The organism is Arthrobacter sp. ZGTC412, from assembly GCF_002929215.1.
GTDB lineage: Bacteria > Actinomycetota > Actinomycetes > Actinomycetales > Micrococcaceae > Arthrobacter.
On record NZ_PJII01000002.1, the window covers coordinates 294,985 to 309,310 of the forward strand.

Below are 14,326 nucleotides of genomic sequence, written 5' to 3' on the forward strand. Positions count from 1 at the left end.
AGCGGAACGGAGACCTGCTGTGAGGGAAGCAAGCACCGAACTGCTGGTTGAGCTTGATGCCGCCAGCAACGTCACGGATTTATTGCTCGAGCAGCAGGCCGCCAATCCTGCCCGGGCCCTTTACTTGCGCAAGGGGCCCAACGGCTGGTTTGACGTGACCGCGCAGAAGTTCCTGCAGGATGTCAGCGCCCTTGCCAAGGGCCTGATCGCGGGCGGCCTCGAACCCGGCGACACCGTGGCGGTTATGTCCGCCACCTCCTACGAATGGACGCTGGTGGATTTCGCCGTCTGGTTTGCCGGCGGCGTCACCGTTCCCATTTACGAAACGTCATCAGCCGGCCAGGTGGAGTGGATCCTCCATGACGCCGGCGTGCGGCGCGTCTTCGCCGAGGACCGTGCCAAGGTGAAGCTGGTGACCGGCGTCCTGGCCGGTTCCGAACTCCTCCGTGACCGGCTTATCAACGTGGTCCGCATGGACTTCGAGGGCGAAGCCCCGGACCTCGCGAGCCTGGCCGCCGCCGGAACCGGTGTCACCGACGGGGAGCTGGAACGGCACCGGAGCCGGGCAGGGCTGGATGACGTCGCCTCCCTGGTGTACACCTCGGGCACCACGGGCAAACCCAAAGGCTGCGAAATCACCCACGGCAACTTCGCCCTGGTGGCCCGGAACATCGTCGCTTTCCTCCCGGAATTGCTGCTCCAGGACCAAGCCCGCACGCTGATGTTCCTGCCGCTCGCACACGTCCTCGCCCGGGCGGTCCAGGTGGTCAGCCTCACGGCCGGCGCCACGCTTGGGCACACGGGGGCCGCCCAGCTCCTCGAGGACCTGGCAACGTTCCGGCCCACGTTCCTGCTGGTGGTTCCGCGGATTTTCGAGAAGGTCCGTGCCACCGCGGGGCACAAGGCAGCAGTGGGCGGCAAGGCACGGCTTTTCAGAGCCGCCTCGGCAACTGCCATTGAGCACTCGCAGGAGGAGGACAAGCGCGGCCGGGGCGAGGGCAACGGCCCCGGGCTGCCTTGCCGGATCCGCCGCGGGATCTTCGACAGGCTGCTCTACGCCCGGCTCCGCCACGCCTTCGGCGGCCACGTGGGATACACCGTATCCGGCGCCAGTGCCTTGGCAACGGACGACGCCCACTTCTTCCGGGGCGCGGGGATTCCTGTCTTGGAAGGCTACGGCCTGACCGAGACCACCGCGCCGTGCACCGTCAACACGCCCTCCCGCACACGGGTAAGTTCAGTGGGGATCCCCATCCCCGGCACCACCGTCCGGGTAGCCGAGGACGGCGAGATCCTGGTCAAGGGCATCGGCGTCTTCCGGGGTTACCACGCCGACCAGGCGGCGAACGCAGAGGCTTTTGTGGATGGCTTCTTCCGCACCGGCGACCTCGGGCAGCTTGACTCCCAGGGGTTCCTGACCATCACGGGCAGGAAGAAGGACCTGCTGGTGACCGCCGGCGGCAAAAATGTTGCCCCCGGGCCGCTGGAGGAACGGATCCGCGCCCATCAACTGGTGGCCCATGCGGTGGTAGTGGGTGACGGAAAGCCCTTTGTCTCGGCGCTCGTGAGCCTGGACCCGGAAGGCCTCGAGAACTGGCGCTCCGAGCAGGGACTGCCCGCCCTTGCTGTCCGGGACGCCGTCACGGACCCGCAGGTGGCCGCAGCAATACGGGAGGCGGTGGACCAGGCAAACCAGCTGGTGTCCAAGGCAGAATCAATCCGAAAATTCACTGTGCTGGACGCCCAGTTCACGGTCGGTTCAGGACACCTGACGCCTTCGCTCAAACTGAAGCGCTCCGCCGTCGTGCATGACTACGAAAGCGAAATCGCCAAACTTTACTCCTGACCGGCTGCCTGATCGGCTGCCGCGGGTTCGTCCTTGACGAGGCCGCGGCGCCGCCGGGTGGGCCAGGTGAGGATCAGCGTGACGAGCGCTGTCAACAGCACCAGGCCCGCGATCACAATCCCGGCGTCGACCCAGAACTGGCCGGGGAACAGCCGGATCAGGGTGTCATCCAGGCTGAACGTCCAGGAACCATCGGCAAAGAAGATTCGGTGGAACTCGGTAAAGAACTGCTGCCAGCCCAGCACTGCCAGCGAACCCAGTCCCAGGATCAGGACCAGCGTGATGATCGAGCCGGCGAACAGGCCCCTGCGGACTCCCCCGGTGCTTCGCTTACGCAGGTAGAGGACAGCGATGAGACTCACCAGGACCAGCAGCACGCCAGCACCGAAGGTGGAGAGGATCACCAGCTTAACGTCCGCCATGTGGCTGACTTCGCCGTCCTTGAACAGCTTGTCACCGCTGCGGTGCACCAGGTCGCCCAGGTAGCGCGGGCCGGACCAGTTGCTGAGGTAGTCGACGGCGTACGAGCCGTAGGTCATCCTGTCGTCGGTGCTGAACCCGTAGCCGTCGCCGGGAAATCCGGGGCGGTTGTACTCCACCCACAGGAACAGCGGGCTGGTCACTGCACGTACCGCAAGGATGAGCAGGATCAGTGGGAAGAAGATGGCAAGCAGGACCTGCATCAGCCGCGGGGCTACCGGCTTGGCGTTGGCTGCGCTCTCACGCTGTGCGTTGCGGCGCTCCACCTCTTCCTCGGGCGGACGGACCTGCAACGCGGACGTTGGGAGCGGTTCCTTGAAAACAGGCGAGCTGCCACGTAAGGACGCGGGTTCCGCATCTGCGACGGCGGCCTCTGCGGCTTTCCGGTCGGCCCGGCTCTCCGGCTGGGCGGCTTTGCGGGCCTCCGGAGCCGCGGCGGCTGTCGCAGTTGAGCCGGCGGCCGCAGTCCCGGTGCTGACCGGAGTCGTTGCCTTCCCGCCCCCGGCTGATTCGCCCCGCGCTTCAGCGGGCGACTCATCGAAACTGTCCGCCGCAGAACTGCCGGTGCCCGTACCGGCGGGAGTCATCCAGGAAAACGCCGGCTCGTCAGAGTCCCCTGACGTGTCCAGGACTGGTTCCGGCTGCGGCTCGGCGCGCCTGGCGCGGGCAGGAGTTTCGTCTTTCACAGCAGCGTCACTTCCGTTGGGCTTCCGCGCCAGGTTCTGGTCCGCCGGCGCGCTTTATCTGTTGACGAGCCTACCGTCCGGGCTTCCGGCCGGGCGAGGAACCACCCCGGAGGGATTACAACGATTCAGGCATCGCTTTACACGGCGATTTCCGAATAACCTGCGTCCTCGCGGCGCAGGTCGCCGCACTCCCCCGCGAGGTAGGCGGGCCGTCCGCAGGCGAAGACATACAGCCAGTAGGCAGCCAGCACGGCGGCCCCGATGGCGATCTTTGCCCAGACCGGCAGTGCGCTGGGGGTAACGAACCCTTCCACCAGTCCGGAAACGAACAGCACCAGGACCAGTCCCAGGGCTACCGTGATCAGGGACCTGCCCTCCTCGGCCACGGCCCGGCCGCGGGTGCGCGGCCCCGGCGACACCATCGCCCAGAAGATCCGGAGTCCTGCGGCGCAGGCAATGAACACTGCGGTGAGTTCCATCAGGCCGTGCGGCAGGATGTAGCTGTAGAAGACGTCGGACTTTCCGGCGGCCGCGAAGATGCCGGCGGCGATACCAACCCCTTGGGCGTTGCTGAACAGGATCATCGGCACCCACACTCCCGTGATCCCCAGGGCCACTGCCTGTGCGCTGATCCAGGCGTTGTTGGTCCAGACGGCTCCGGCGAAAGACGCGGCGGGGTTCTCCGAGTAATAGTCGATGAAGTCTTCCTCGACGTACTGCTTGGCGGCCGCCTCGGAGGCCACCGCCCGCAGGGCCTCAGGGGAGGTGCCGATCCAGAGCGCGTAGGCCGCGCCGATGAGGACAAAGGCCGCCCCACAAGCCAGGGTGAGCCAGGTGAGCCGGTAGAAGGCGGCCGGAAGGGCCACCACAAAAAACCGCGCCAGGTCCTCCATCACGTTGGACCTCGCACCGGTAAAACGGGTCCGCGCCTGGGCAAGGGTCGCGGACAGGGAGGCGGACAGGCCGCTCTCCGGGGCCAGCGACCGGATGAGGGAAAGGTGAGAGGACGTGGACTGGTACAGCGTCAGCAGTTCATCTGCTTCCGGCCCGCTGAGCCGGCCTTTGTAGGCAAGCTCGTGCAGCCGGGACCACTTGTCCGCGTTGACGGCGGAGAATGCGTCCATATCCACGGCACCAGCCTAGCGGCCCGCCATAGACTATGAGCGTCCCATCAGCCGCGAGGAACAGGAACAGTGTGAGTTCGATAATCACCGGCGAAGCCGTGGTCCTGGAACTCCGCCCCGCGTCCTTTGCAGCCCGGGCGCTGGGCCTGCTCCTGGACATGGCCATGAGCATCATTTTGCTGGTGGTGATCCTGATTGGAGTTACGGCCGCGGGCGAAGACCTCGACGATGCGGCGATGCGGGCCCTCGTGGTGGCCAGTGTGGTTTTCTGCCTGGTGATTGTTCCAGTGGCCGTGGAGACCCTGAGCCGCGGGCTCTCGCTTGGCAAGCTCGCAGCAGGCCTCCGGGTAGTGCGGGAGGACGGCGGCGCCATCCGGTTCCGCCACGCACTCATCCGCGGGCTGACCGGCTTCCTCGAAATTTACCTGACCTTCGGAGGGCTGGCCATCGCTGTGGCCCTGTTCAATGACAGGTCGCGCCGGCTGGGCGACCTGATGGCCGGGACTTACGCCATCCGCAGCCGGGTCCCGGTTGAAGAATCTCCGCCGGTGCTTGTTCCGCCCCGGCTCCGGTCCTGGGCAACGGCGGCGGATATCGGCCGGATTCCGGATGCGACGGCGCGCCGGGCATCCCAGTTCATCCGCCAGGCCGGCCGGATGGCACCACTGTCCAGGGCCGGCATGGCCAAGTCGATCGCAACGGAGCTCGCTGCCCACGTGGCCCCGCCGCCGCCTGCCGGGACCAGCCCCGATGACTACCTCGCCGCCGTCGTGGCGGAGCGGCGGAGCAGGGAGCTCGCCCGGTTGTCCCAGGCACGACGGCGGAGCGTGGAGACGGGTGAGCGGCTGCACCGGCTGCCGTTCGGCAGCTGAGAGCTAGTTGGCGTATTCGCTCCACGGGATGTTCCAGTCGCCGAACCCATCGTCGTGTGCTGCGTAGTCGCCTTCAGTATTGACGATCCGGACCACATCGCCGGTGCCCATGTTGTTGAAGACCCAGGCGGCGCCGTCGGGGGCGAAGCCGATGCAGCCGTGCGAGACGTTGGTGTTGCCGATAAAGGGGAAGGCGGACGGCAGGGCCTGGTGGATGTAGGCGCCGCTGAGGGTAAGCCGGATGGTGTATTCCACGTCGACGTTCCCGTAGTAGGCCGGATCGTCGGGCTTCAGCCCGATGCTCGAGGCCCGGAAGTGGTCGTAGCGGTTCTTTTCCATCAGCACGCCGTAGCCGCGTGCGGACGGGAACCGCTTGTCCCCCATGCTCACCGGCAGCGTCTTGACCACTTGGTCATTGACGCTGAGGGTGAAGGTGTGGGCCGCTGCGTCCGCCACCGCCACCTTCTTGTCGCCGATGGAAACGTTCACCTTTTTGTTGAAGTTGGCGATCTGGCCGTTGCCCAGGTCCACGCCGAACAGCTGCATGTCCATGGTGATGGTGGAGTTTGCCGCCCAGAAGTTTTCCGCCCGGTACCGGACCATGGTGTCGCTGTGCCAGTGGAAGGCGCCCACCTGACCGGCGCTGCTGGTGATGCTGATGGCCTTTTCCACGGCTTCGCGGTTGACCACCGGTTCACTGAAGATGACCTGCAGCGGCTGCCCGACGCCCACCTTCATGCCGTCCAGAGGGTAGATGGCCGCATCTGCCTCGTGGGAACTGGAAACCGTGCTGAACGACTGCGTGGTGCTGGTCTCGCGTCCGGCACCATCCTTCACCACGTAGGTGTAGCTGTAGTCCGTGTTGAACTTCAGCGGACCGGACGCCGTCCAGCCTGTCCCCGCGGCGTCGATGCTGCCCTCCACCGTCTCGCCGGAAGTGCTGGTCAGGGTGACGCGTTCAATCGTGCCGTCGGCCACCTTCAGTGACACCGGGGCAGCCGGGTTCACCTGCTTGGCGCCGTTGGCGGGCGCGGCGTCGAGCTTTACCGGCGCAATGACCGGCGCGGCGACGCCGGGCGATGTCCTGACGGCGGACCCTGCCTCGGATTCGATGGCTCCGCGGGCAATTCCCGGTGCCACTGCAGCGAACACGCCGCCCACAGCGGCGAGGAGGCACACAGCCACCACCACAAGTATTTTTTTCACACGACCCGGCCGGCGGGATTGGACTTCGGGCTCCATATTTTGATCCTAGGCGCAGAAAGTAACAGCCCGGGCGCTCTGGGCGCCCGGGCACTTTGCTTCTTAGTAACGATAGTGCTCGGGCTTGTACGGGCCGGCGACGTCCAGATCCAAGTACTCAGCCTGGTCCTTGGTCAGTTCGGTCAACTCCACGCCGAGGGCGTCCAGGTGCAGGCGGGCCACCTTTTCGTCCAGGACCTTGGGCAGGACGTAGACCTGGTTCTCGTACTCGCGCTCCCCCTCGGGCTGGTCCTTCTTGGTCCACAGCTCAATCTGGGCGATGGTCTGGTTGGCGAACGAGTTGCTCATCACGAAGGACGGGTGGCCGGTGGCGTTGCCCAGGTTCAGCAGGCGGCCTTCGGAAAGGACAATGATGGAACGGCTGGCCTCTCCCGTGGCCGGGTTCTCCTCGAACACCCATTCGTGGACCTGCGGCTTGATTTCCACCTTCTTGATGCCGGGGATCCGGGCGAGTCCGGCCATGTCGATCTCGTTGTCGAAGTGGCCAATGTTGCCCACGATCGCCTTGTTCTTCATGCCCGCCATGTGCTCGGCCATGATGACGTCCTTGTTGCCAGTGGTGGTGATGAAGATATCGCCCTGGGCCAGGACGGACTCCAGCTTGGCCACCTGGTAACCGTCCATGGCCGCCTGCAGGGCGCAGATGGGGTCGATTTCGGTGACGATCACGCGTGAACCCTGGCCGCGCAGTGCCTCCGCGGCACCCTTGCCGACGTCGCCATAGCCGCACACGACAGCGACCTTGCCGCCCATGAGCACATCAGTGGCACGGTTGAGGCCGTCCGGGAGCGAGTGCCGGATCCCGTACTTGTTGTCGAACTTGCTCTTGGTAACGGAGTCGTTGACATTGATCGCGGGGAAGAGCAGCTTGCCCTGTTCAGCCAGCTGGTACAGGCGATGGACACCGGTGGTGGTTTCTTCGCTGACACCCTTGATGGTGGCGGCCGTGCGGGTCCACTTGTGCGGGTCTGCTGCGAGCGAACGGCGGAGGACATCAAGGAAGATGCCGTACTCTTCGGAATCCGTCGGGTCGGCGGACGGGACGTTGCCCACTGCCTCGAACTCGGCGCCCTTGTGCACCAGCATGGTGGCGTCGCCGCCGTCGTCAAGGATCATGTTGGGGCCGAGCTCCGGGTTGGCCTCCGCGCCGGGCCAGGTGAGGATCTGCTCGGCGGTCCACCAGTATTCCTCGAGCGTTTCGCCCTTCCACGCGAACACCGGAACACCCTGCGGGTCCTCCACGGTGCCTTTCCCCACCACTACGGCAGCGGCGGCCTCATCCTGGGTGGAGAAGATGTTGCAGGAAGCCCAGCGGACCTCGGCGCCCAGGGCGGTGAGGGTTTCGATCAGCACCGCGGTCTGCACCGTCATGTGCAGCGATCCCGCGATCCGTGCACCCTTAAGCGGCTGGGTGGGTCCGAATTCCTCGCGGAGGGACATCAGGCCGGGCATTTCATGCTCTGCAAGGCGGATCTGGTGCCTGCCCGCCTCGGCCAGCGAGATGTCGGCAACCTTGTAATCAAAAGCCATGGATGAATCCTTTACTTTGTCCGGCGGTGGGGCCGGGTGCTGCTTGCGGCGCCCGGTCCGGGAACCGCGGCATGGGTGCCTGTGGTCTGTGTTGGCGGAGGGCTAAACGGCCCGGGGTGCGGCGGCGGCAGGGTCGTGCTGGTCTGAATCGTGCTGGTCAGAACCTGCCGCGGCCGCTGCTGCCAGCAGTTCGGGCGGCAGGAGGAGGGGAATTCCGTCCTCGATGGCGTAGCGGGGCTTCACTCCGGACTCGCCTGCGACGGCTGCAACGAGTTCTTCGCCTTCCTGCACCAGGGACGACCCTGTCACGGGACAACGCAGGACGGACAGGAGTTCAGGACTGATCTTTGGCATTATTCATGCTCCCTGGCGGGCGCGCTCGCGCCGGTAGCGGACGGAATTGCAGCTTCCAGCCTACCGCCAGATGCGCGTCAGGACGGTTCCCGCAGGACGCGGAGGTGGCCCCTTCGGGCCCCCTCGGCTCCGGCTGGTGCTTCCAACGCCGAATGGGGGCCGCGTTTTCCGGAAGGCGGCGGCGCCTGGGCGGGCAACGCGGCAGCCTCGCGGACTGCATTGGCCAGTGCCAGAAGGTCGTCCGGGCCAGGCTGCTGCGGAGTGGAAGGCATGGCCAGGCGCAGAACTTCCCAGCCCCGGGGGACGGTGAGGGAATCAGCGTGCTGCTCGCACAGATCGTAACAATGGGGTTCGGCGTACGTGGCCAGCGGACCAAGGACCGCTGTGGAATCCGCGTAGACGTACGTCAGAGTAGCTACCGCTGACTGGCGGCACGCAGATCTTGAACACTGACGGATAGCTCCCACGACATCACAGACTACTCCGTGCAGACGGCAAAACCCGGCATTGCCGCCCCGGGTCGACGCGCCTTGGCGGGTGCAGCCCATGTGTCGCGTAAATCCTCCCCCGGGTTTACAGTCGATGTATGCAGTCATCGAACCATGAATCAGGCTTTTCGGTCCGGTTGGCTGACCCGGATGCCCGCAGGGACCCGGGCACCGCATCGCCGGGCAAAAGCTTTATGATGCGCCGCCGCAACCGCCACGGACGGGGCCTCCGCGGCGAGGTGATGCTCCCCACCCATCCCGGTTACCGCACGCGTTCGGACCGCTTCGATGACATGGTGCTGGACTCCGCGCAACGGCTGCACGACATCTGGGGCAAAACCCTCGACGGCGTCCGTTTCGGCGTCGATGAAATCCCGCCGGACCTGGAGCAGTTGGCGTTGAATGCCACCACGGCCCCCATGGGTTCCTATACCCCTGCAACGAACGAGGACGGGCCGATGATTACCGTGTACCGGCGCGTGGTTGAGCAGGCGTGCGGCAGTGTGGACGAACTCCATGACCTGGTCCATGACGTGGTGGTAGAGCACACAGCTGAAATGCTGGGTGTTGCCCCGGAGACCCTTGACCCCGTGTACCGCCGCCGGTACTGATCCCGCTGCAGCATCAGCTTCTGCCGGCCGCCGCCGCAATCGGCGGCCGGTTACCGGACGTCCGAGCTTCAGTAACTCAAGGTGACGGGCACTGTTTCCTGTCCTGCCGCTGCGGACAGGAAGGCCAGCGACGAAATATCGTCCCGCCCGTCCTGCTGCAGCAGCAGGGCTCCGTAAGCGGCATCGCCTGAGGCTGACACCACATAACCCACGACGTCGGAATCCTCTGCCTTTTCAGGAATGGCGATGGACGCCGTGGTTCCGCCGGCGATGTCGGCGGTGGAGGCTGCCCGGACCTTGCCGTCGGCAGTGATGGCGGAATAGGTGATAGTGGCCCGGTTGTCGAGGGCACCGAAAACGAGATGGCGCTGGCCCCCCTGCGGAACGGGGACCACGTGCTGGCTGCCGAGCCTCACTCCCGATGCCGCCCAGGCGACGTCGGCCGCCCTGTTGTCCTGGAGTCCCCGGGTTACCCGGGCGGCGGCGACGAAGGTGACATCCGATGATGCAACCACCGTGTAGTGACCTGCCGGGGCGCCAGCGAGCGGGACTTCCGTGGCGGTGCCCGCTTTGGCAGTGATGACTCCCCCGTTGGGCAGTGCCTTCTGGCCGTCGCGCCCGTAGAGCTTGACCTCCACCACTGCGTCTGAAGGGCCGGGAACGGTGAGTTGCAGGGTCGGCCCGGCGTCCTCGTAGCCGGACCTTCCCGTGAGCTGAGCTACCTGCCCGGGGTCCTGGATATCAACGCCGGTCATCACCTGCCGGACGGCCGGCGCCGCTCCGGGTGTGATGAAGTCCACGCCGCCCGGGGTGAGCCCGCGCAGGACACTCTGCTGGATGACGGCTGCGACAGGGCCGCCGGCGCTGCGCACGTGCACGCTCAGCTGGCCCTCTCCCGGAGCCAGGCCGGCGAGCACCACCGGCCTGGACGTGCCGGGCGCCACCAGCAGCCCCCGGCTGCCGGGTGCCTGGATCTGCCCCGCGGCCCCGAAAAGCTCGAGACTGACGGTGGCCGGTGTGGTGGACGCGTTGGTCAGCACCAGCACTGACGTACGGCCTACGGTGGTGCTGGCACCCACCAGCCATTGATCGTTGGCCGGCTGCAGGCAGTTGGCTGCCGCAGTCCCCTGCAGGTCACCGTCCGTTGCCGTGAACTTCATGGCTGCGGCCGCAGAGGCCTTCTGGTTTGCCAGGGCGTCGGCGCTGAGAATGCTGACCTGATCCACGGAACGGCGCGCAACCACTCCCGCGAGAAGCTCCTGGGGACCTTCGGCGGCACCGGGCTGGGCCTGCTCCTTTGCAATCTCGACGGTGGTCGTTCCGCTGAGTTCCGACAGCCGACTGGCAGGCAGCACCCCTCCTGCGCTGAGTACCGCCCCGGTTACCGAGCTTGCGGCAGTTTCCGACTCCGGGCTGAATTGCGGATCAGTGCCCGCTTCAGTGCCTTCCAGCAGCCGGGCGGGGCCCGGGCAGACTCCTACACTGGATCCGGCAGGAACGGCCGACTCCCCTGCGGGTACGGCACGGCTGGAAACGGGCTGCGGGAGGGCTGACCCGGCTGCCACCACGGCGCCCGCACCGGCGATGACGACGGCGGCAGACGCCAGGCTGGAGAGCAGCGCCTTCCGCCCCTTGGCGGCTGAACGCTTGGCAGGCCCGGGGCTTTGCGGGGGTTCCACAGCGGTGGAACCGCTTGCCTCTGATGCTTCCGCGGACGTGGAAGTGTTACGCATTCTGGTGTTCCTTACGCAGCGAGCCTTCGTCCCGTGAAATACCAGTCCTCTGGCGCGGGGCAGGCATGGGGATGGCGAGCATGACCGTCAGCCCAATGACGGTGAACTGGGCGATCCCTAACCACAGGGCCCACGGATTCTCGTACCGTACCGTCAGCTGGCCCGCCGAGGCCGGGAGGGTGAAAGCCTGGGACCATCCTGAAGTAGTCGAGGTCAGCCTGCGGCCGTCCAGCCAGGCACTCCAGCCGGGATCTGCCCGTTCCGCCAGCACCACGAGGCGGCCCTCCGGCCCCTCGGGCACAGCAGCGTCGACGTCGTCATACCCCGACGGGACCAGCGCAATGGCGGAGCCGTCCGCGTCAACAACCCGCACTCGGTGGGCAACGTCTGCGCCTTGGAGGATTGGCTGGTTCAGTGGAGTGATCCGCCATAGCCAGCCGACGTCGGTCTGCCCCACTGCAATAAGCCCGGGTACCGCGTCCATCCTGCTGGCAGTGAGCTGGGCGGCGGTGTCTGCTGCCCGGAGAACCACAAAGCCGGCCCCGAGCTGTTCCAGGTCGGTCCGGGGGTCCACGCCCTGGCCGGCCACCAGTGTCGCCACCACGCGGCGGACCGCCGCGGTAACGTCATCGTCCTCACGGACCGTTTCTGATCCCGGCGGGCCCAGTATGTTCCGTACCGCGGCGATGGCCGAAAGGCTGTCCAGTGTGGTGCCCGCGCCCCTCATAAGGGAAGCGTCATACGTGCCGTTCTCGCCGGTGCTGATCAGGAGTGTGCGCGTCTGTTCAGGCCCGGTCCCGCGGTCGATGGCCGTGGCCGGGAGGGTTCGCGCGCCGGCTGCCTCGACGAGCCGGGGCGTGCCCAGAGCGGTGTGCTTTTGGGCGGTGACAACAGTCGGACGGAGGATGTTCTGCGCCGACCAGGCAGCCATTCCTGCCAACGGTCCCACCAGCAGGAGCACCATGCCGCACGCGGTCGCTGACTGCAGTGCCCTCTTGTGTTTGCTGGTGCCAGCCACTGCCCGGTCCGCCTTGTCCAGCAGCCGTTCTGCTCCCAGTACACCGGCACCCAGCAGGGCGAACGCTGCTGCAGAAACCGCAGGTCCGGGGAAGGGCGTGACCATGGTGTCGGCATTCACGCCGGTGGCGACGTGCCCTGCAAGCCAGCCTCCGGCCAGGGCAAGAGTGGCCACGACCCACAGTGACCTGGCAATCCGGGCCCGGTTGCCGGGGAGGCTAACGGCGGCCACGGCCAGGAGCAGCACGGGGACGGCAACGAGGAAGGCCAACAAGAGGGCCCACGGCACGGCGCTGTCCGCGAAGTACGGTAGTCCCGCCAGCCCGCTGTTGGCGCCGAATTCAAGCGGCTGGCCGAGCAGCTGCTGCCATAGAGGAGCAGCATCAAAGCCCAGCGGCACGCCGGGATCAGCCAACAGGGCCCGGGGCCTATCCAGGGCTGAGAGGCCGAGAGGGATGAACAGGGCCGCGGTTGGCAGCAGTGCCCACCACACCGTCCGGCCGCGGCGCCCGAGCAGGAGCCCGCAAAGTACTATAACCACCGTCGCAGGTATCAGCAGGGACGGCGCGGACGCGGTGACGACAGCGAGGGCCAGGCCGGCCGCCGCTGCAGCCGTCCATGAAGGCATCCCGTTGATCCCGGGTTTGGCGGGTGGCCTGTCGGTGAAACGTAGGTCACCGGGAGCCGGCAGCTGGAACCGGCCTTGTCCCACTGCGGAGCCGGTTGCCCGCAACAGGGCCAGGGCCAGCAGCGGAATCATGATGTGCGCAATAAGGGACCCGGCCCGGCCCTGGTTGAGGGCCACCTGCAGGGCTGGGGCAGCGGCCCAGAAAAGTGCTCCTGCCAGGCGGAGGCGGCGGCGGACTGTCAGGCCGCCCGCCGCAAACCAGGCGGTAAGGCCGGACAATGGCGTGCCGAGCAGCAGCAGCCAGGCCATGGCGGCATTGGCGTCACCGCCGCCCAGTACACCCAGGATCCAGAGGACATATCCGAAGGGATCCCCGCGGCCGGGAAGCCCGGCACCCAGCGAGATCCACCAGCTGGACGCATGGTGCCAGATGTCCCCCAGTCCGGCTGCGACCGGAATGAGGGCCCCGCCAGACACTGCGGGGGCACCAAAAAGTCCGGTCAAGCCCAGCAGGGAGGTAACAGACCCAACGATGACAGCGGCCAGGGCACCGTTCCCCACCCAGCCGCGCTTGCTGGTGGCAAGCGCCGCGAAGTCGTCGGCTGCGTCGCCGGTGGGCTGGTTTGCCAACGGGTCCTGTTCGAGGTGGTCCGCGGCGCTGCCGTCTGAACCCAGGGCTTCCATGAGGGAGCGCCGGTGACTCCAGACCTCACGGCGGGGGGTCTGGAGTTTCCGGATGACGGACCGGCGGATCCGGCGTGTCTCCCTGGCGTTCGCCCTTGCCCTTATTACGGCCCGGGGACGTCCCAGTGCTGCAAATGTTGCTGCCAGCTGGGTAATGCCGTGCCCGGGATCCTTAACCGCGATGCTCAACACCAGTTTGAACATGCTGCCGAGAAGGGCAGCCACGCCATGGACGGGGACCATCCACAGCGGTGCATGCTTCAGCCGCAAGTGGACCTGGGCCTTACGGGCCGCGGCGGCGTTGCCTAAAGCATGGGGACGGTGTGCTACGTGGAACATCCTCGCCGCGGGGACAATCACCACACGGTGTCCCGCCAGGCGGTTGCGCCAGCAGAAGTCGACGTCATCCCCGCTGCCGGGGAGGGCGGGATCGAAGCCGCCAAGGTGTTCCCAGACGTCCCGTCGGACCAGCATGCCGGCGGAATTCACGGCAAAGGTATCGCTGCGGCCGTCGTATTGCCCCTGGTCGAGTTCGTCGGCGTCAATGAGCGTCAACCGCTCGGCCCAGCGGCTGGTGGACAGGCCTACGTCCACCAGCTTGCGTCCGGCGTGCCAGTCCAGCTGCTTGCAGCCGGCAACTGTTACGGAGGGTGCGCGTTCGACGGCGAGGAGAAGTTCCGCCAGGGCCTCCGGAGCGGGCGCGGCGTCATCGTGAAGCAGCCAGATCCACTCTGAACTGCCGTTGCCGTGGTCTTCCCGCCAAGGGGCGAGTTCGGCAAGACCGGCGGTTACCGCGGCGCCCATGCCGCTCTTTCCGCGGAGGCTTACTATCAGCGACTCACCCAGGGCCTGCTCAAGGAGGGCCTTGGAATCATCGCGGGACCCGGTGTCAACGCCTATGACGTAGTCCGCGGGCCGGGTCTGGCCCGCCAGCGCTGCCAGTGTTCTGGGAAGATAGGCACTGCCGTTGTGGGCAACCACAACGGCAGTGACGTGGACATCCTGATGAA

The 14,326-nt window shown here is 66.6% G+C and carries 11 protein-coding genes; 3 read left to right on the plus strand and 8 right to left on the minus strand.

The window, feature by feature from the left end; all coding sequences use genetic code 11:
• Nucleotides 1-19 precede the first annotated feature (19 nt).
• Nucleotides 20-1,846 (plus strand): AMP-dependent synthetase/ligase, encoded by a 1,827-nt coding sequence (locus tag CXQ88_RS04460; RefSeq protein WP_104042955.1) that lies wholly within the window; start codon nt 20-22, stop codon nt 1,844-1,846.
• Here CXQ88_RS04460 and CXQ88_RS04465 read toward each other — a convergent pair.
• Together CXQ88_RS04465 and CXQ88_RS04470 are read right to left on the minus strand one after the other, a co-directional pair.
• The gene (locus CXQ88_RS04465) at nt 1,837-3,012 is read right to left on the minus strand and encodes a TIGR01906 family membrane protein (RefSeq protein WP_104042956.1); all 1,176 of its coding nucleotides are present in this window, start codon (nt 3,010-3,012) and stop codon (nt 1,837-1,839) included. The two genes, CXQ88_RS04460 and CXQ88_RS04465, sit on opposite strands and share 10 nt — an antisense overlap.
• A 137-nt stretch (nt 3,013-3,149) precedes the next feature.
• Nucleotides 3,150-4,142, minus strand: coding sequence for a stage II sporulation protein M (locus CXQ88_RS04470; protein WP_181037408.1), 993 nt, complete (start codon nt 4,140-4,142; stop codon nt 3,150-3,152).
• 65 nt (nt 4,143-4,207) lie between these two features.
• On the opposite strand from CXQ88_RS04470, the gene CXQ88_RS04475 reads away from it, so the two are divergent.
• Nucleotides 4,208-5,008: an RDD family protein gene (locus CXQ88_RS04475; RefSeq protein ID WP_104042958.1), complete on the plus strand. Its 801-nt coding sequence runs from the start codon at nt 4,208-4,210 to the stop codon at nt 5,006-5,008.
• Between the two features lie 3 nt (nt 5,009-5,011).
• Here CXQ88_RS04475 and CXQ88_RS04480 read toward each other — a convergent pair whose 3' ends face one another.
• The 4 genes from CXQ88_RS04480 to CXQ88_RS04495 all read right to left on the minus strand — a co-directional run bounded on the left by CXQ88_RS04480 (nt 5,012) and on the right by CXQ88_RS04495 (nt 8,622).
• Entirely contained in the window at nt 5,012-6,250 is a 1,239-nt protein-coding gene (locus CXQ88_RS04480) for a L,D-transpeptidase (RefSeq protein ID WP_104042959.1), read from the minus strand.
• Between the two features lie 63 nt (nt 6,251-6,313).
• On the minus strand, nt 6,314-7,801 hold the full coding sequence (ahcY, locus tag CXQ88_RS04485; protein ID WP_104042960.1) for an adenosylhomocysteinase: 1,488 nt from the start codon (nt 7,799-7,801) through the stop codon (nt 6,314-6,316).
• 102 nt (nt 7,802-7,903) lie between these two features.
• Complete coding sequence (locus CXQ88_RS04490) at nt 7,904-8,155, minus strand: hypothetical protein (protein ID WP_104042961.1); 252 nt, start codon at nt 8,153-8,155, stop codon at nt 7,904-7,906.
• A gap of 77 nt (nt 8,156-8,232) precedes the next feature.
• Nucleotides 8,233-8,622 (minus strand): DUF3499 domain-containing protein, encoded by a 390-nt coding sequence (locus CXQ88_RS04495; RefSeq protein WP_104042962.1) that lies wholly within the window; start codon nt 8,620-8,622, stop codon nt 8,233-8,235.
• Between the two features lie 119 nt (nt 8,623-8,741).
• Here CXQ88_RS04495 and CXQ88_RS04500 point away from each other — a divergent pair, with 119 nt between their 5' ends.
• On the plus strand, nt 8,742-9,254 hold the full coding sequence (locus CXQ88_RS04500; RefSeq protein ID WP_104042963.1) for a metallopeptidase family protein: 513 nt from the start codon (nt 8,742-8,744) through the stop codon (nt 9,252-9,254).
• A gap of 68 nt (nt 9,255-9,322) precedes the next feature.
• Here the strand turns inward: CXQ88_RS04500 and CXQ88_RS04505 are convergent, their stop codons facing one another.
• Both CXQ88_RS04505 and CXQ88_RS04510 read right to left on the minus strand, forming a co-directional pair.
• Complete coding sequence (locus CXQ88_RS04505) at nt 9,323-10,987, minus strand: DUF5719 family protein (protein WP_104042964.1); 1,665 nt, start codon at nt 10,985-10,987, stop codon at nt 9,323-9,325.
• Complete coding sequence (locus CXQ88_RS04510) at nt 10,980-14,297, minus strand: glycosyltransferase (RefSeq protein WP_104042965.1); 3,318 nt, start codon at nt 14,295-14,297, stop codon at nt 10,980-10,982. Before CXQ88_RS04510 ends, CXQ88_RS04505 begins: the two co-directional genes overlap by 8 nt.
• Between the last annotated feature and the right edge of the window lie 29 nt (nt 14,298-14,326).